The sequence below is a fragment of the Bacteroides difficilis genome, assembly GCF_048319815.1.
GTDB classification, from domain to species: Bacteria; Bacteroidota; Bacteroidia; order Bacteroidales; family Bacteroidaceae; genus Bacteroides; species Bacteroides zhangwenhongii.
In genome coordinates this window covers 1,297,627-1,316,396 of sequence record NZ_CP182814.1, presented here as the reverse complement: position 1 = coordinate 1,316,396, position 18,770 = coordinate 1,297,627, and the positions used below count along the sequence as shown (strand labels likewise).

Sequence of the window (18,770 nt, the reverse complement as noted above, 5' to 3'; positions counted from 1 at the left end):
CCTATATTTGCCAATAAAAATTCTGCATAATAATTATAACTTAATAATTTATGAAACACAAATTATCCACTTTATGCCTCGTTATTATCGGGCTCTTGTTCCATTCTTCTATCCTTGCAGAGAACCATCCTCGCACCTCTATTCTATTGGATAAAGGCTGGGGATATAAACCACTCACCAGTAATAAGAAAGATGCATCACTTACTCCGGTAACCCTTCCTCACACTTGGAATGCGAATTATCTGGAAGGTACCACAACATACAATCGGGAAATGATGGTATATAAACGTGATTTGGAAATTACTCCGGAAATGAAAGATAAACGACTTTTCCTCTATTTCGAAGGTGTCAATTCTGCCGCTGACATTTTCATAAATTACCGGACTGTAGGACAACATCTAGGTGGCTACACAGCTTTTTGCTTCGAAATCACAGATTTTGTACAGAATGGTAATAATGATCTGGAAGTGTGGGTAAGTAATGCATATCGTACAGACATCCTGCCAATTAGCGGAGACTTTAATATCTACGGTGGAATCCACCGTCCTTGTCATCTGATTATAACAGAAAAGAATTGCATCTCTCCTGTATTCTATGCCTCGCCAGGAGTGTTTATCCATCAGAATAGAATTACCAAGCAACAAGCCGAAATCTGTGTAGAGAGTATTCTTTCTTTAAAAGAAGTAAAATCCGGTCTGAAACTGAAAACAACCATCACAGATACTAATGGAAAAGAAGTGACCAGCAATATAACAGCAGTCAGTGAGGAGACCGTCAAACAGCCACTTACAATCACTAATCCTATTCTTTGGAATGGAAAAGAGAATCCTTATTTATACAACGTATCAGTAGAACTATATGATGGCGACAAAGTAATTGATAAAGTAACTCAAAAAACGGGATTCCGCTACTTTCATGCTGACCCGGAAAAAGGTTTCTTCCTAAACGGAAAATACCTGAACCTCTATGGTTTCTGCCGTCATGAGGATGTAAAAGGTAAAGGAAGTGCTTTACAGCAAGAAGATTATGATAAAGACATAAGCCTGATAAAAGAAGTAGGTGCGACCGCTATGCGTTTGGCACATTATCCACACGCAGAACCCATGTACGACTTATGCGATCAAAACGGAATTATATTATGGACAGAAATCCCGATGTGCGGTCCCGGCGGATATGCATATACCGGCTATTTACACAATAAAGGATTCGAGGATAACGCCAGGCAATCCCTGAAAGAACTGGTATATCAAAAATTCAATCACCCTTCTATTTGTTTTTGGGGAATATTCAATGAGCTATTGATTACCGACAATAAGAAATTTCAAGAATATGATAATCCGGTTCCTTTTGTTAGAGAAATTAATGAATTGTATAAAAAACTGGATCCGTCCCGTCTGACTGCTTTTGCAACTTGTGTAGACCAAACTAATTATCTGGGTTGTTCCGATCTTATTGCTTGGAATAAATATTTCGGTTGGAAAACCTCTCAACAATCTGCCGAAAAGTTTTTTGATGATGTAAAAAAGAACTCTAATAACCAGCCAGTGGGAGTATCGGAATATGGAGCCGGCGCCAGTATCCATCAACACGCATGTCCCCTCGACCATAATACCCAACGTCCTAAAAGAGAACATCCTGAAGAATATCAGGCAATCTGTCACGAAGGTTATTGGACAGCATTTACCGAACGCCCCTATTTATGGGCTAAGTTTATCTGGCAATTCGCAGATGCACAATCCTCTATCCGACAGGAAGGAGATACAGATGGTATTAACGACAAAGGTACTATTACCTATGATCGCAAAGTAAAAAAAGATGTCTTCTACTTTTATAAAGCGAACTGGAATTCGGAACCGATGCTCTACATTTGTAGCCGTAGATTCACCGAACGTACTAATCCAAACACGTTAGTCAAAGTATATAGCAACCTAAATGAGGCAACTCTGTATCTTAATGACAAAAAAATCGGTAAACAGAAAAAAGATAAGGTTAACCGGATCATATGGGATAATATAACCCTTTCTCCCGGAGAAAATGTCATTCGTGTAGAAGGGAAGTCCGGAAAAGAAATATTGAATGATACTTGTATATGGACACTTAAATAAACTTCTTGATAGTTATGAGAATTTATAAACCGTATTTATTAATGGCTTTGACACTTCCCTTTTTGTCAGTCTCTTGTCAGCCTCAAGTCGAATCTGCAAAGATTGTAACTATAGATAAGGTAGGCGCCATTGCCATGCCGGAAGAAATTGCCCCTATTGGCAAAATACCGTTTCAGATGCCTGATCTTAAAAGGCCTGTCTTTCCTGAATTGACAGTCAACATATCAGATAAGGGAGCCAAAGCAGATGAACCTATCACTCTTATTGTCAATCAAACGATCATGGACGTTCACAATCGAGGGGGGGGGACTGTCGTCATCCCCAAAGGGAAATGGAAATCAGGGCGTATTGTGCTAAAAAGCAATGTGAACCTCCACTTAGAAGACGAAGCCGAAATAGAATTTCCCGGAACTGTAGAAAGTTATTTACCTGCAGTGTTCACTCGCCACGAAGGAATTGAAATTATGGGAGCCGGGGCATTCATCTATGCAAATGGAGAAAATAATATAGCTGTGACCGGCAAGGGCATTATTTATGGTCCAGCTATGAATGCGGAGATCAGACAACTACCTAATGGAAATACTGTAGTTGAAAATGACATATCGTCAACCACTCCGGTAGCGCAACGAATATTTGACGGTATGAACGGAAGGGGATTCTATCGCCCAAAAACAATCTCGCCCATTAACTGTACTAATGTATTGGTTGAAGGTATTACTATGGAACGCAGCGCATTCTGGAACATCTGTCCGATTTACTGTGAAAATGTAATAATCCGTGGTATTACTGTAAATTCGATTGGAGTTCCCAGTGGCGATGGTATCGACATTGAATCCTGTAAGAATGTACTGATAGAATACTCCACACTCAATTGTGGAGATGATTGCTTCACTTTAAAAGCCGGACGCGCTGAGGATGGACTACGTGTAGGTAAGGCTACCGAGAATGTCGTAATCCGCTATTCATTGGCCAAAGACGGACATGGTGGCATTACTTGTGGAAGTGAAACTGCAGGTGGAATAGAGAATATTTACCTACATGACTGTGTGTTCGATGGAACACAAGTAGGAATACGGTTTAAAACCCGCCGCAATCGAGCCGGAGGAGTATCTGATATTCTATATGAAAATATACGCATGACGAATGTAGGAGAAGCTTTTAAGTGGGATTTGCTTGGCAGCAAACGATATATGGGCGAATTAGCCAACCGTATCCCACCAAGGGCAGTAAACAAACTGACTCCTATTATAAAAGATATCAAGATAAGAAACTTTATCGTAGAATCAGCTAATAAGGTATTAAGTATCAATGGAATTCCAGAAGTACCCTGTAGTAATATTCTTATAGAAAATGGAAAAATCAATAGTCAAAAACTCATTACTGCAATGAACGACGTTAACGGATTTATCTTACGTAATCTGGAAATCAACTCACAAGATAACAAAATTAGTATTCTAGACGGACAGAATATCTTATTCGACAATGTCCTTTTTACAGTTCCTGCAGGAGAATTATATACCAACATTAGAGGTGAAAAATCAAAAAATATTGTTTATCAGGACGAAAAATCAAAAATAGTATGCACACATAAAAAACCAATAAAGGTAAAACAACTCACTCGTTAATTTAGGTATTTCCCTCTAATCTGTTTTTCAATAGGTAAATAAAGAGCATCTCAAATAAAAATGAGATGCTCTTTTTATAATCTTCCAACAATAAGCCCCAGCCAATTCAAATAAAGAACTAGCCAGGGCAACCTTAAACAAACGCAATCCTATTTATTTCTTCAGCGTTTCCAGAAATTCAACCTCCACTATTCTCAATTCATTATTTGTCTGTTCACCACCTTTTGCTCTAAGAAGATCAAGATCACCAGCATTAGGCTCAACAACTTCTACTATTTGTCCGAAAGCATCCGATTCTTTTGCCTCTCCCTTCAACTTGATAGTTATTTTATCCGTTTGCACAGGCTTGACGGATAGATGAATATATCCTAAACTCTTTTCCGTATTTCCACTCCAAATAAGTTCATCATCTGCAAAAATCTCTAAAGGATAAGAACGTTTCCGCCAACCTGTCAACTTAATGCAAATATCATCTATCTCTGCTTTTCTCTCCAACTGATAAGTAATCCATGCCGTACTCAGTTTTCCATCATTTTTCCATTCACTTAATTCGTTACTGTCATAACTATGAATAGCCTGTTCACTGTTTATTCCAGCAATAGCAGATTTTACTCTTACATCTACTTTTGAATCCTGATAAGAAGGAGTTAACGGTGTTTCACCACGATCAAACCGGCTAGTCAATTTTTCACTTGGAAAAAATTGACTAAGTCCATCTTTCACCTCAATTGGATTGGACATCAGCGACAATTCTGCTGAAGGCAAACCTGCTGCCATAGCTTTTACCACAATCTTCCCTGCCTGTTCAGTCGAACGAATCAAAATTCTTGTGATACCGCACTCAACAGGTAGTTCTGTAGCCAATACATAATTGTCTATAGCCTGCGCAATACCTCCACGCCATTCGGCAGGTCCTTGCAAATCAAATTTAATCATATTATCAGCAAGTGGACATCTATCGCCATTTGCATCTACTACCTCCACCTGCAGTATAGCCAAGTCAGCCCCATCCGCAAAAAGCCCATCCGGTCCATGCATAAATGTAAGTTTCAAATGATGGGGATCTCCTATCGTTTTTACAGAATAACGGCTCAATTCTTTATTATTCTCATCATAACTCACAGCTTCAACTACTCCCTTCTCCCAGCGGACTGAATCAAACGTAAATAAGAAACGATAATCCTGTTTACCAAATCCTTTTGATTTACCATTGACAAATAATTCTACCTTATCACCTGAAGAAACTACATACACAGGTTTAATCACTTTGGATGTATAATTCCAGTGACCAATGATATATGTATGTTCTTTTTCCTTATCAACCCAGCCATCCCACATGACTTTGTGAGCAAAAAATCCATCTTTAGGTATTCTCAATGGATCTACGACTCCACTCCTGCGATAATTTTCTTCACCACGGCTATGCGTTTGTGTATCCGAGAAAATAATTTTAGCACCACCGGAACTAACCCGCCTTCCGGTACCCGGTCGTTCACACCAATAATCATACCATCGCCGGATCAATTCTACAGCAAACATATCCTGATTACGATTATAGACACTTGCATCCTGTCCTCTATACAAAGGCCCTGCTCCTTCTTTATGAAAAGGATAACTATATTCATCCCAATACTTACGCAGACCTTCATCACGACAATATTCGGTAGCAAACATCGGATGATGTTCACTCTTATTTATATAAAGCATTTCACCTCCCCATTCAGCTTCACGAATATCCAACATCTCACGGGAGCCTATCGCTCTTCCTCCATAAGGATCGTACATATCCCGGATAGCAATCATTTCAAGCATGTGTTCACGACTTATAGACTCATTACCCGATTCATAGAACAGTATACTCGGATTATTCTTAAAGTAGATGATAGCATCACGCATTAATTCCAAACGCTGCCCCCACCAACGGCCAACTGCATCTTTCTCCGCATCTCCGGCAGGCATTACTTGTATCACTCCTACTCTGTCACAAGATTCAACATCTTGTTTCCAAGGTGTAACATGCATCCATCTAAAGAAATTCGCATTATGCTCAATCATCAAACCATTAGAATAGTCGCTCATCCAAGGTGGCACCGATATGCCTACCCCCGGCCATTCATTACTTGTACGCTGGGCATATCCTTTCATTTGCAAAACTCGGTCATTCAGCCATATCTTTCCACCACCAAAACGAGTCTTTCTGAAACCTGTTTTAGTCACTACCTCGTCAACAATTCTGTTATTCACTATCAACCTTGTCTTTACATCATAAAGATAACCATATCCCCAACTCCAGAAATGCAGGTTCTCCAATTCTTTAGCAGCTTTTAGCTTTACTGTCTCCTTCGGTTTTACTACCACCGGGGCACTTCTGAAAGTACTTACTAAATTACCATCATAATCATATACACAGACCTCATATCCCACATTACACGATTTATCATATTCGTTACGTACTTCAGACTCTGCATTAACCAATGCTTTACGGCTTTTAGTACGTATATCTGTAGCATAGATATACACTCCTGTCGTTTGTAAGTTACTATATAAAGGTAATGTTTGATATAACTTATCCGTAATATGTAACCATACATTTTTAGGGATGCCGCCATAATTAGCATTAAAGTTATTATCATTCCATTGATATCGGCTTCCGGTAGCCCGCTCTTTATACTTCCAATCATTATCAGTACGCACAGCAATTACATTCTCTCCTGAAAAATTCAAATATGGTGTCAGATCAAAGCCAACAGCCATCACCCCATTTTCATGTAGTCCGATATGTTTGCCATTCAAATAGAAGTCAGCCCCCTGACGCACTCCTTCAAACTCTATAAAGACTTTCTTTCCCTTTGCTGTTTTTGGTAACTTAAAATGTTTACGATACCAAGAAACGGTATCTGTCATTTCTCTAATAGCAACTTTAAAAGCCTCATCTTCATTAAATGCGCGAGGTAAAGTAATTTTCTTCCAATCTTTATCAGCAAAAGACTGCTTTTCTCCTCCTTGAACATCACCAATATGCACTAACCATTGAGAGTTAAAATTATATTTCTCCCTATTGTTAGCCACTAGTAGTATAGGTATCAGCAGTAACAAAAGCAATAACTTCAAAAACTTAAATCTTCCCATATTCCAATATATCAATATTTCACCAAGTCTATCATCAATCTAGTTTATAAATCTCCGTACCTGCCAACAGAAAACAGCCCACTCCATAATCTTCAAAATCCGGAACGCTCTTATAAGTTACAGGCTGACTATCCTTAGGTTCTTTTCCGCTTCCCTGTACATAACCGAGAAAACCATTTGGATGTACACACTCTTTTACTAACGCATTCCATGCTTTTATAATAACAGGCAGATATTCCTGCTTATCCAATAAACCATTCCGCACTCCCCATGCCATACCATATACAAATAAGGAAGTACCGGAAGCCTCTTTTCCACCATAATTTGATTCATCATGCAGGCTCACATTCCAAAAACCGTCTTCCCGTTGGCAAGCTTTCAAGGCTTTACTCATAGCCATAAAATCAGTGACATACTCTTTACGGTGAGATTCATTAGCCGGAATTTCATTCAACACCCTTGTCAAAGCGGTATACACCCATCCATTACCTCTACTCCAAAAACAATTCTTACCATTCGGTTCTTTATAAGGAGGAACAAAATTAGCGTCTCTCCACCACAATCCTTCTTTCTGATTGAACAGACCACCGCCAATACTATTCCGCGAACAGGAATACATTTGCCACATTTTGTCATAATACTTCTGCTCACCAATAAGTTTACCTAATTGAGCAAAAATGGGCATCCCCATTTGTATTGCATCAATCCAGGTCCAATCATTCACCTGTGGCGTATTGACCAACATATCCATCGTTGCCTTGATATTCTTTATCTTATCCGATTCAGGACTAATCTTGTACAACTCTATATAAGCTTGCCCACAACAATGATCGTCTGCATTACGAGTGGTATTTCCACCTCTTAATCCCCATTTATGGAAATCAGCCCAATCATACGCATAATCATAATAATCCGAACGGGGATAAATAGTGTGCAAAGCCATCAATCCCTCATAATACACCCCTCTGGTCCAAATATTACTGGGACGGAATTTTCCGACATAACTAGGCCGCGTATAATCGGCATACTTTTTCATGAAACAATCATTCACCTTGATTAAAACTTTCAATGTCTCTCTCCGGTCCGGAAGAGTTTGGGCGGAAAGAAATCCTCCCCCGATTAATAATGCTAAAACAAAAAGTAATTGTCTTCTCATAAATATAAGTTTAATTATTTATATTTCTTCTCTTCTACAAAAGTAGGCGGAAGCCGTAAGAGCCAAATAGAAAGGAGTACTAATACATTGACTACAATTCAAATCAACCGAAAACATAGATACAAAAGCGTGAATTAGTAGTATTTTCCATGTTTTTGTATATTTGTACAGCTAATGTTTATTAGAAATGTCTTCCTTTGTGCATCGCATCTTTACAAGGACATATTACACATTAAATAAAAAGAAAAATGAGAAATGCAGTCTTTTATTCAATCCTTATCATACTGTTCCTTTTCGAAGGAATACATCCGGCACAAGGGAAACAACGTCAAATGGAAGCATTAGACAGAGGAGTGGTGGCTGTCCAAACCGATAATGGTGTTTTCATCAGCTGGCGTTTATCAGGTAACGAAAAAGGAGTAGCTTTCAATGTCTACAAAAACGGAAAGTTATTCAAAACCGTATCTGCAAAAGATGCAACCAATCTAATGGACAAAGCTGGTAAACTAACGGATAAATATGTAGTCAAAGCAGTTAGTAAAGGAAAAGAAGGAACAGGTTCCAAAGAGGTCAGTCCTTGGGCAAAGGATTTTTTAACCCTTCAACTGAACCGTCCGCAAGGAGGAGTCACGCCACCTAATATCACATATAACCGGGCAAAGAAACCTGCTGTCAAAGAAGAATTTCCCAATGGACAGGAATACACATACGTTCCGGGAGACTGTAGTGTAGGAGATTTGGACGGTGATGGAGAATATGAAATCATCGTAAAATGGAATCCTTCCAATCAGGTTGATAATTCCTTCTCCGGTATCACTGGTCCTGTTTATTTGGATGCCTACAAATTGAACGGTAAGCAATTATGGAGAATCAATCTCGGTAAGAATATCCGGGCAGGGTCTCACTATACGCAATTCATGGTATATGATTTCGATGGTGACGGCAGAGCGGAACTCATCTGTAAGACAGCACCGGGAACCATAGACGGAAAAGGGAAGAAACTCTTTCTCGGTTCGGATGATCCCGACAGGGATTGGAGAGATTTAAGCATGAACTATAAAACTTGCGGTTATATCCTCGAAGGGCCGGAATATCTCACCATTTTTAGTGGTACGACAGGGGGAGAACTCCATACCATTCCTTACGAAGTAAAACGTGGAGAGGTAAGTTACTGGGGAGATAGTTACGGAAATCGCGTAGACCGTTTTCTCGCTTGTGTTGCTTATCTGGATGGAGTACGTCCAAGTGTTGTAATGTGTCGCGGCTATTATGCAAAAACAACTCTGGTTGCCTACGATTTTATCAACGGAAAGTTGGTGAAACGATGGGAACATATCTCTGACATAAAAGGAGAAGGGGCCTATGGACAGGGAAATCACAACTTAGCAGTGGCAGATGTGGACGGAGATGGTTGTGATGAAATCATCTATGGCTCTTGTGCTATCAATAACGATGGAACATTACTTTATCGCACCGGGCTCGGACATGGAGATGCTATGCATGTAGCCAATTTAGATCCCGATCGTCCCGGCTATCAAGTATGGGAAGTGCATGAAGAGAAAGAAGCGTGGCAGACATACGGTTATGAAATGCATGATGCACGAACGGGAGAAATTCTCTGGGGTGGTCCTACCAAAGGCGATAATGGTCGCGGATTAGCCGCAGATATTGATCCGAATCATCGTGGATTCGAGATGTGGAGTTCCGGCGCACCGGGGGTCTATAACTGCAAAGGAGAAAAGATTTCCGATAACAAGCCCGGCATCAGTTTCCGTATTTACTGGGATGGCGACTTACAGGATGAAATATTGAATGGAACCAATCTTTCTAAATGGAATGGCAACAAGGCAGTAACTATTCATAAGTTTCCCGGTGCAATGCACTGCAACGGTTCTAAAAGAACTCCTAATGTCAGTGCCGATCTTTTCGGTGATTGGCGGGAGGAAATAGTATTTTATGACGCCAACGATCCAAGCAAGCTACGCATATATACCACGACAATTCCCACAAAACATCGTTTGTACACACTAATGCATGATCCTGTTTATCGTTTGGGAATTACCTGGCAAAATGTAGGATATAATCAACCGCCTCATTTGGGATTCTATATTGGAGACGGACTGAAGAATATACCTTGGCCAAATATGTATACACCGAAATAACATCTTCAGTCTGTCTCTCATCAAATACTCACGCAAAGATATCGCTCCGTAGAATATAGCCGATAACATCTCCCTTACGTACAGTAGCGCCCTGCTGTGCGCATATTTCCACCACACGTCCGGTAAATCCGGTCAGAATCTTCTCGTATTCTCCCCACGGAGTGGATAGGTAACAGAATACTTCATCGTGCTGATATTTACGTCCGATGAACGGGGCAATGGACGGTCCTTCTACGGAAACTTCCCAAAGCACCTGTCCGTTGTCGGGAGCGATAACCGGGTCTGCTTTGGCACGCTTCAATTTCTTTATTTCTTCCTCTGAATAACCGGTCTTCACCATCGCCGCATCTTTGGCACGTTGCAGGTCTTCTTCAAAACGTTTTTTGGCAACACCCGATTTATAATCACGATACTGTCGGTCGTGCATGGCCAGCTCGAAAAGTTCTTCATCATCTTCTCCATACTCCCAGCCATTCTCATCCATTTCCTTGCGGTAGTCATCCAAAGCATCCGGGTAGTTCAACTGAGGATCAGTATCGACAAACTCATATCCTTTCGATTTAGCCAGTTCTACAATCTCCGGAGCAAGCGTGCCCGGCAGACGTCCACTCTTACCTAGGATCATATCCCAAGTATGGTTATCTATCATTGTCCAGCGTTCTTCTCCTTTTACCAACTGCATAAGATTCATCAGTGCAACATTCTTCACATACTGGCTGAAAGGAGTCACCAAAGGAGGATAGCCCAACTTAGGCCATACATATTCCACCTCATCGAAAAGCATTACGAGCAGGTCGTCAAGACTAAGTTCCGGTTCGTTCTTACTCCTCAATATCATATTGATACCGGAATGCACCCCTTTCAGGTCTGCCATCATAGAACCCATCATGCCACCCGGCAAACCGCATTTCAAAAGGAGGGAAGACATATATTTGTTGGTAGGATCCATGAAGTAGCCCAGAAAATCATCTATAAATTCCTGTGTCATGGCACGGGCCTTCATATACGCTTTCATATTAATATCGGGAACCTGGAAACCTAAGTCTTTCAACATCGCCTGTACCGAAATGATGTCCGGATGCACTTTACCCCAAGACATGGGCTCCATAGCCACATCAATGATATCCGCACCATTCTCACAAACTTCGAGGATAGATGCCATAGACAATCCCGGTCCGCTATGACCATGATATTGTATCAGTACATCCGGATGTCTTTCCTTAATGGTCCTGACCAGTTGCCCCAACATACCGGGACGACCGATACCCGCCATGTCTTTCAAACAAATCTCAGGTGCACCGGCTTCAATCAGCTGATCGGCTATTCGTGTATAATACTCAACAGTATGTACCGGAGAATATGTAATGCAAAGGGTTGCCTGCGGAATCATGCCCGCTTCCAGAGCATACTTGATGGAAGGAATTATGTTTCTTGTCTCATTCAGTCCGCAGAAGATACGTGTGATATCTACTCCTTGCGCATGCTTGACTTTATACATCAATTTACGCACATCTGCCGGAACCGGATACATACGCAACGCATTCAATCCGCGATCGAGCATGTGCGTTTGAATGCCCGCTTCTCTACAAGGTGCGGTAAAAGCACGGACGGCTTTATTAGGATTTTCACCGTACAACAGATTCACTTGCTCAAAAGCACCTCCATTCGTTTCAACTCTTGCAAAACAACCCATTTCAACAATCAATGGAGCTATACGTACAAGCTGGTCAACGCGAGGTTGATACTTACCGGAAGACTGCCACATATCCCGATAAACAAGACTGAATTTGATTTCCTTTTTCATCGCAATTAGTAATAAAATGATTTTTTTCTTCGGTTAACTTCACATAGACAAATATAAGATATTATCCTGACATATAGTCAACAAAATCCATATTTTATAAGGATATAAAGATATGTTTTATATCATAATGCTAGATATGTTCCTATTTATCTTTAATAACAACGAATAATAAATCAAATTGTTCTAGCAAACGAAAGCATAGTATATAAAAAATGCACAGATTATCAACAATCAGTCGATTCTCTGTGCATTCCACTACTCTAAAGCCAATACTAACACAAAACCCTACTCAATTATTCTGCAGGATCCGGTGCCTCTCCATTATCACCTTTCCCATCATCAGGATTCTCGGCATTGCCACCGTTTCCGCCCCCATTGGTATAATCGGTCTCCACTTCTTCACGACGGGTAATGCTCATTTCCGCCAATGTATCTTTGAAGATTTTGCCAGGATAGAAATTGATTTTTCTTTGAAGGATTGATTTCGCCGACACATCTTTTGCATCATCCGCACTCTTCGTGTGGATAGTAGGATTAAAGATACCGAATTCACCTAACTGTACGCTCTTTCCATCATCAATATCCTCTGCCATAATATCTACCAGCCCACTGACTACCAAATCTACTACCTTACGGTGGACACCGCAAAGCTGACTCACCTTACGACACATTTTGGCGAAATTTACTCTACCGGAACGAACCGATCTTGCCACATACTTTTCGTTTTTGTCTTTGTCAAAACCGAACACTCTTTTTGTTACTACATACTCTAAAGCCATAATTGTTAAAGTTTAAATGGTTAAAAAAATAAAGGTTATCTGTATGCCATTCTCTTTGTTTGAATGACTTTGCAAAGGTACATCAGGCGAAAAACGTTCAGTCCCCTTTCGTCTCCTTTTTGTCTCCTTTCATTGTTGGGAGATGTGCATTACCGCAATGTATACCGCTAATAATCAGCACAATAAACAAAATAGTTAAATTCCCAATATATACGTTCATATCATGTTGAATGTTCATTATTCCATAAATCATATACTTGTCAAATTAAGACAACCCCTGGTCATGTAACACCTATTTACCAAAGTAGGAATCAAATAAAAAGAACTTAGATTCCAAACATTTTAATGTACAGAAAAAAGTTTATCTTTTTTCCATAAACTATTTTTCAGTTTCTAATAAACTTTTGAGGGGTTTATTAAAAACGGTATCCACGTTTATTAAAAACTCTAATTGGGATTTTATAGAGAGCTACATTGAATTTATGCAACAAAAAAGGCTGCAAACCTCATAAAAGGTTGCAGCCTCAAGCTTTTCATCGGGTCGTCTATGCCCTAATCCTCATAAGGATCTCCTAGATGTTTTGTTATAATCTTATACTGTTTCATTGTCAGATAACGATGATTATACGGCATATAACCGGTCGGTACAAGTTCTTTGACCAAAAGGTTACAGCCTGTAATCCATCGGCTCAGACAACGCACTGCATTTTTACTGGTTCTACACCCGGGGAAGTACAACGCGGCAAGTGCAGCAAAAGATAAGATTCGTCTCATTCGTTTTTAAAGTTTTAATTTGTTTTTTTATTGTTTCCGTTCTACAAATATACAACATCAAAAAGCGTTTGTCAAGTCTTTCAGGAGTTCAGCGTTAATAAAAAGGCTTTTATCTTCATATCTCATTATTACTCAATACATTACACGAAGTCCATTAATTCTTCATATTTTACATGGAATACCATCCGGCCGAATAGTCAAGAAACTACCGTGTACGATAACAGTGAAAATCAGTAAAAGAATTCAAAAGAGAAACAAATATGACAGATTTATTTGGAAGTTAGTTCAGGAAGGCATACATTTGTCATGTGATTTTTTTCATAGTATTAGATTTAAGGTTAACAAAGGTTGGAGCAAGGCGTTGCTCCTTTTTTTATATCTATATACGAAATCGCCCTATCCCAGTTAGTTTAATAGCTGATACATTCCACCCGCCAATACACGAACCACCCCTTTCATCTCCAATTCAAAAAGAAGGGCGCTCATTTTCTGAACCGGAATATCCGCTTCCACTACCAATGTATTAATCTGAAGGCTTCCTTGCTTTGCCAGAATACTGACAATCTTTTGTTCTTCTTCCGATAAGTCGAGGAAAAGACTACGTTGCACATTCTCTGTTTTTACAGGATGAGAACCCGTGTTCCACCCCATCGCTGAAACAAAATCTTCTGCAGAGAGAATCATAGAGGCTTTGTTATCCCGGATCAACTGATTACATCCTTTGGAATACTCGTCAGCCACACGGCCGGGAAAAGCAAAACAATCACGCTGATAACCTTCGGCCAGTTCGGCAGTAATCAAAGAACCTCCTTTCTCGGCAGACTCTACAACGATAGTAGCGTCACACATACCCGCAACAATACGATTACGGCTGACAAAATTGTGACGATCGGGATTGGTTTCAGTGAGAAACTCCGTCAATAGCCCGCCATTATCCAACATATCAATAGCAGTTTTGCGATGGACGTATGGATAGATACGATCCAAGCCATGCGCTAGAACTCCTACTGTAGGAAGGTCATTGACCAATGCTTCACGGTGGGCATGGATATCAATGCCATAGGCGAGGCCGCTGACGACCAGTACATCCGGACAAAGAGCCTTGAGTTGATGCAGAAAAGACGCGCAAAGCTGAGTCCCATAACCGGTAGCATGGCGAGTGCCTACCATATTAAGAATATGAAGGGAATTCAAATCGGCATTTCCTTTGAAGAAAAGAACAATGGGAGCGTCATCACACTCCCGCAAACGGGAAGGATAATCCTCGTCAATGAACGTCAGGCAACGGATATTCTTCTTACGGATAAAGTCCAGTTCGCGCCCGGCACGAACGACGGCTTGCGGACAGTCCAACGCATCCACTACACGCTGATTTATATCTGGAATCAGTTCGGGAAGTTCTTTTCGGTTCCGGAATACATAACGGGCGCTACCCGTCTCGGAAACCAACCGTTTCGCTCCGATATGCCCTATGCCGGGCACCATTGTCAGAGCGATACTGTAAAGCTGTTCTTCTTCGTCGGATATCATTTCAGGTAAGGAGCAAAGACGTTGTCAAACAATTCGCTGTCACTCAAACGTCCATTTACTACACATACCGTTTCAACAGTGGATTTCACTACTACTTTATTATCACTTTTACGGAAGATGTCCTGATAGAATACGTATTTGATCCCTTCTTTCTTCATGTATAACTTAGATATAAACTCATCTCCGCTCTTCAACGGGGTCTTGAAAGCCATATTAATACGTGCCACCACCGGATCTACTCCCTGTTCATGGAGCCCGGCAAAACTTACGCCTGCCGAAGTCAGAAACTCATGGCGAGTATGCTCCAGATAATGCTGGTAATTGGCATTGTTCACAATTCCCTGAAGATCGCATTCGTAATCGCGTACCTTCATCTCCAACTCATAGATATAGTTCATCTATTGAAAATTAAGGATTAAAAGTTAAGAATTAAAATTGAAAGCAGGAACGAGGGAGTTAACCTCTTTTCTGCTCGATATCAAGACCTTTGAATTTCTTCAATTCTTCGGTAGATACCAGTTTATATAGCTTGTCACTTGGACGTATCTTATCCGATTTCATGGAGAAATGCTCACCTTTCTTCACTGTCTGCACCGGTTTCAAATCGACACGGGCTTCTTCCAGGGTCATAAATACCGCACCGGTAGTCGGCCCCGTAATCAGCAGTTTATCGCCTACACTTACTTCAGCAGCCTCCACCAGGAATTCAGACACACCGATATTGGAATAATATTTGATACCCTTACCTACATATATCTTGCGTTCCGTTGCGGCAGAACCATAGTTACGGGTCCATTCTCCCAAACGCTGTCCCAAGTAATAACCATTCCAGAAACCACGGTTGAAGACCGTTTTCAAACGTTCATCCCAAGCCGCTATTTTTTCGTCGGTAAATGTATCTTCCAGATAAGCCTTGATGGCTTCCTTATAGCATTCGACCACTGTACGCACATATTCAGGACCACGGGCACGCCCTTCAATCTTGAACACACGTACGCCCGCATCCATCATTTTATTCATAAAGTGGATGGTTTTCAGGTCCTTCGGTGACATGATATATTCGTTATCAATATCGAGTTCCACATCTGTTTCCTTATCACGGACGGTATATGAACGACGGCACACCTGCATACAGGCGCCACGATTGGCGGAGTTATTCATTTCATGCAGAGAGAGATAGCACTTACCCGATACAGCCATACAAAGCGCACCGTGACAGAACATTTCAATACGGATCAGTTCACCGCTCGGTCCGCAAATATTCTCTTCCCGAATCTGTCGATAAATCTCCGCCACCTGTTCCAGATTCAACTCACGGGCCAGTACAACTACATCCGCAAATTGTGCATAGAACTTCAAGGCTTCCGCATTGGAGATATTCAACTGAGTGGAAAGATGTACCTCCTGCCCTATCTGACGGGCATAATTCATTACCGCTACATCAGCGGCAATCACAGCAGAAATGCCCGCCTCTTTTGCCGCATCGACAATCGTACGCATCAAAGGAATATCTTTATCATAGATAATCGTGTTGACCGTCAGATAACTTTTCATCCCGTGTTCATCACACGTACGGGCAATTTCCCGCAAATCATCAATCGTGAATGTATTGGCCGAACGGGCACGCATATTCAGGTTTTCTATACCGAAATAGATAGAATCGGCACCTGCCTGAATAGCCGCAGCAAGGGATTCGCGCGAACCGACAGGAGCCATTATTTCAAAATCTTTTATATTCATTTTACTGTCTGATAATCATTAAATATGATAGAAGTATGCAAAGGTACGAATTTATCCGTATTTTTGCAGAGAATAAAGCAGAAAGAAGAAATGGAAAATAAGAAACCTATCGTACTCAACAATCTGGAAGAGTGGGATTTTACCGACTATATAGACTCGTTGATACAAAAAGAGGAGGCTGTAGATTTGGAATTCAAGGTTGCCAAAGATGGTCTTCCTAATAGCTTGTGGGATACTTATTCTTCTTTTGCCAATACGGATGGGGGAGTCATTGTGCTTGGTGTGAAAGAGCATAAACAGCAATTCATTATAGAAGGACTAACTAAAGAACAAATCAGCCAATACAAAAAAGACTTCTGGAATCAAATTAATAATCCGGATTGCATAAATGAGAATCTGCTTTCCGACAATGACTTATACGAAGGTCGCTATAAAGAAAGAAATCTGCTTCTCATCTATGTTCCCCGTGCAAACCGTGTGCAGCGCCCTATCTACAGGACAAGAAACCCTTTCGGTGGGCATACATTTAAACGCAACCATGAAGGAGATTATAAGTGTACGGATGCAGAAGTCAGACGCATGATTGCCGATTCGGACGAAAGTCATCCCCGTGACTCTAGGATTCTGCCCAATTACTCGATGGAAGACATTGATAAGGAAACATTGATTCAATACAGACAGCTTTTTGCCAATTTGAAACCATCTCATCCATGGCTTAATTTAAATGATATTGAATTTCTGACTAAACTTGAAGCATATCGCAAGGACAGGAGTACGAAAGTAGAAGGTTTCACATTGGCAGGCATACTGATGTTTGGAAAGACAGAAAGTATTACCGATCCCGAATGTGCGCCCAATTATTTCCCCGACTATAGAGAGCATCTTAACGAAAACTCCGATATTCGATGGACGGATAGAATCTGTCCGGACGGAACTTGGGAAGCCAATCTCTTTCAGTTTTATCGCAAGGTTCATCCCAAACTAACTGCTCCCCTGCCTAAGCCCTTCCTTATCAAAAACGGAATACGTATTGATGAGACACCTACGCACATTGCTGTGCGCGAAGCTTTTATCAATACGCTTATCCACTGTGATTTCTCGGAGGAGGGCAATATTGTTGTCGAACAATGGGTAGATAAGTACCGATTTAAAAATCCCGGAACAATGCTGGTCAGCAAAGCTCAATATTATCTAGGAGGAGATAGCGTCTGCCGCAATAAAGCCTTGCAGAAAATGTTTATGCTAATCGGTTTTTCCGAAAAAGCGGGAAGCGGAGTGAATAAGATCATTAAAGGTTGGAGGGAAGCAAACTGGCAGAAACCGTATGTTGAAGAATTCAGCCGACCGGACAAGGTGGAACTAACCCTGCCTATGATTAGTTTATTGCCGGATGACGCTGTAATTAAACTAAAGGAGTTGTTTGATGGAAAGGTTGAGAACTTGACGCAAGATGAATTGACAGCTTTAGTAACTTGTTACAGTGAGGGGGGGATTAATAATACCCAACTGCAATATGTTATTCCGCAACACCGTTCTGATATTACAAAAATGCTGAAAAAGCTTTGTAATCAAGGATTCCTTATTTCAGAAGGAAACAGAAGGGGAACAAAATATCATGTCAACGATCCGGAGAGGAAGGTTGGAAGCTCGGAGGAAAAGGTTGGAAGCTCGGAAGAAAAGGTTGGAAGCTCAGAGGAAAAGGTTGGAAGCTCAGAGGAAAAGGTTGGAAGCTCGAAAAGACTCAAATTCGAAGAACTTCAATCCATAATAATATCCATTGCAGAAGACTACATCACATTAGATGAAATCGCTAAAAGAACAAACAGAACCTTTGACTACATTGCCAATAAAATAATTCCACGGATGCTAAAGAATGGGACTATCGAATATTTATATCCCGGAGTACCCAATCATCCGAAACAGAAATATAAAGCAACCAATAAGAAAACGAATAATAAGCAGTAAT

Annotated in this window: 12 protein-coding genes; 4 read left to right on the top strand and 8 right to left on the bottom strand. The window is 40.8% G+C overall.

The genetic code is table 11. The annotated features are described in order from the left end of the window. Positions 1 to 50 precede the first annotated feature (50 nt). Together ACNOGP_RS04820 and ACNOGP_RS04815 are read left to right on the top strand one after the other, a co-directional pair. Positions 51 to 2,105, top strand: coding sequence for a glycoside hydrolase family 2 protein (locus ACNOGP_RS04820; protein ID WP_004302677.1), 2,055 nt, complete (start codon positions 51 to 53; stop codon positions 2,103 to 2,105). 41 nt (positions 2,106 to 2,146) lie between these two features. After that, positions 2,147 to 3,730, top strand: a complete 1,584-nt coding sequence (locus ACNOGP_RS04815; protein ID WP_418214737.1) for a glycoside hydrolase family 28 protein — start codon at positions 2,147 to 2,149, stop codon at positions 3,728 to 3,730. Between the two features lie 153 nt (positions 3,731 to 3,883). Here the strand turns inward: ACNOGP_RS04815 and ACNOGP_RS04810 are convergent, their stop codons facing one another. Both ACNOGP_RS04810 and ACNOGP_RS04805 read right to left on the bottom strand, forming a co-directional pair. Next, positions 3,884 to 6,859, bottom strand: coding sequence for a glycoside hydrolase family 2 protein (locus ACNOGP_RS04810; RefSeq protein ID WP_418214217.1), 2,976 nt, complete (start codon positions 6,857 to 6,859; stop codon positions 3,884 to 3,886). 34 nt (positions 6,860 to 6,893) lie between these two features. After that, the gene (locus tag ACNOGP_RS04805) at positions 6,894 to 8,015 is read right to left on the bottom strand and encodes a glycoside hydrolase family 88 protein (protein ID WP_418214216.1); all 1,122 of its coding nucleotides are present in this window, start codon (positions 8,013 to 8,015) and stop codon (positions 6,894 to 6,896) included. 248 nt (positions 8,016 to 8,263) lie between these two features. On the opposite strand from ACNOGP_RS04805, the gene ACNOGP_RS04800 reads away from it, so the two are divergent. Then, positions 8,264 to 10,177: a rhamnogalacturonan lyase gene (locus ACNOGP_RS04800; RefSeq protein WP_418214215.1), complete on the top strand. Its 1,914-nt coding sequence runs from the start codon at positions 8,264 to 8,266 to the stop codon at positions 10,175 to 10,177. Positions 10,178 to 10,205: 28 nt separating this feature from the next. On the opposite strand, the gene ACNOGP_RS04795 is transcribed toward ACNOGP_RS04800, so the two are convergent. The 6 genes from ACNOGP_RS04795 to ACNOGP_RS04770 form a co-directional block, all read right to left on the bottom strand. Then, the gene (locus ACNOGP_RS04795) at positions 10,206 to 11,981 is read right to left on the bottom strand and encodes an oxaloacetate decarboxylase (RefSeq protein WP_418214214.1); all 1,776 of its coding nucleotides are present in this window, start codon (positions 11,979 to 11,981) and stop codon (positions 10,206 to 10,208) included. 293 nt (positions 11,982 to 12,274) lie between these two features. Then, the gene (locus tag ACNOGP_RS04790; RefSeq protein ID WP_007762388.1) at positions 12,275 to 12,760 is read right to left on the bottom strand and encodes an HU family DNA-binding protein; all 486 of its coding nucleotides are present in this window, start codon (positions 12,758 to 12,760) and stop codon (positions 12,275 to 12,277) included. A gap of 552 nt (positions 12,761 to 13,312) precedes the next feature. Continuing rightward, a complete protein-coding gene (locus tag ACNOGP_RS04785; RefSeq protein WP_007762394.1) occupies positions 13,313 to 13,534 on the bottom strand; it encodes a DUF4248 domain-containing protein in 222 nt (73 codons plus the stop codon). Positions 13,535 to 13,939: 405 nt separating this feature from the next. Continuing rightward, positions 13,940 to 15,064, bottom strand: a complete 1,125-nt coding sequence (gene dprA / locus ACNOGP_RS04780) for a DNA-processing protein DprA (protein ID WP_418214213.1) — start codon at positions 15,062 to 15,064, stop codon at positions 13,940 to 13,942. Then, complete coding sequence (locus tag ACNOGP_RS04775; protein WP_186966122.1) at positions 15,061 to 15,462, bottom strand: acyl-CoA thioesterase; 402 nt, start codon at positions 15,460 to 15,462, stop codon at positions 15,061 to 15,063. The genes dprA and ACNOGP_RS04775 overlap by 4 nt, the downstream gene beginning before the upstream one ends. A gap of 58 nt (positions 15,463 to 15,520) precedes the next feature. After that, positions 15,521 to 16,804, bottom strand: a complete 1,284-nt coding sequence (locus ACNOGP_RS04770; RefSeq protein ID WP_017142657.1) for a peptidase U32 family protein — start codon at positions 16,802 to 16,804, stop codon at positions 15,521 to 15,523. A 24-nt stretch (positions 16,805 to 16,828) separates the two neighbouring features. Here ACNOGP_RS04770 and ACNOGP_RS04765 point away from each other — a divergent pair, with 24 nt between their 5' ends. Continuing rightward, a complete protein-coding gene (locus tag ACNOGP_RS04765; RefSeq protein WP_186966124.1) occupies positions 16,829 to 18,769 on the top strand; it encodes an RNA-binding domain-containing protein in 1,941 nt (646 codons plus the stop codon). The last annotated feature ends 1 nt before the right edge of the window (position 18,770 follow it).

Excerpts from the sequence above, each read along its gene's own strand:
- ACNOGP_RS04820 (WP_004302677.1), top strand. The coding sequence starts at position 51 with ATGAAACACAAATTATCCACTTTATGCCTCGTTATTATCGGGCTCTTG.
- ACNOGP_RS04815 (WP_418214737.1), top strand. The coding sequence starts at position 2,147 with ATGGCTTTGACACTTCCCTTTTTGTCAGTCTCTTGTCAGCCTCAAGTC.
- ACNOGP_RS04810 (WP_418214217.1), bottom strand. The coding sequence starts at position 6,859 with ATGGGAAGATTTAAGTTTTTGAAGTTATTGCTTTTGTTACTGCTGATA.
- ACNOGP_RS04805 (WP_418214216.1), bottom strand. The coding sequence starts at position 8,015 with ATGAGAAGACAATTACTTTTTGTTTTAGCATTATTAATCGGGGGAGGA.
- ACNOGP_RS04800 (WP_418214215.1), top strand. The coding sequence starts at position 8,264 with ATGAGAAATGCAGTCTTTTATTCAATCCTTATCATACTGTTCCTTTTC.
- ACNOGP_RS04795 (WP_418214214.1), bottom strand. The coding sequence starts at position 11,981 with ATGAAAAAGGAAATCAAATTCAGTCTTGTTTATCGGGATATGTGGCAG.
- ACNOGP_RS04790 (WP_007762388.1), bottom strand. The coding sequence starts at position 12,760 with ATGGCTTTAGAGTATGTAGTAACAAAAAGAGTGTTCGGTTTTGACAAA.
- ACNOGP_RS04785 (WP_007762394.1), bottom strand. The coding sequence starts at position 13,534 with ATGAGACGAATCTTATCTTTTGCTGCACTTGCCGCGTTGTACTTCCCC.
- dprA (WP_418214213.1), bottom strand. The coding sequence starts at position 15,064 with ATGATATCCGACGAAGAAGAACAGCTTTACAGTATCGCTCTGACAATG.
- ACNOGP_RS04775 (WP_186966122.1), bottom strand. The coding sequence starts at position 15,462 with ATGAACTATATCTATGAGTTGGAGATGAAGGTACGCGATTACGAATGC.
- ACNOGP_RS04770 (WP_017142657.1), bottom strand. The coding sequence starts at position 16,804 with ATGAATATAAAAGATTTTGAAATAATGGCTCCTGTCGGTTCGCGCGAA.
- ACNOGP_RS04765 (WP_186966124.1), top strand. The coding sequence starts at position 16,829 with ATGATAGAAGTATGCAAAGGTACGAATTTATCCGTATTTTTGCAGAGA.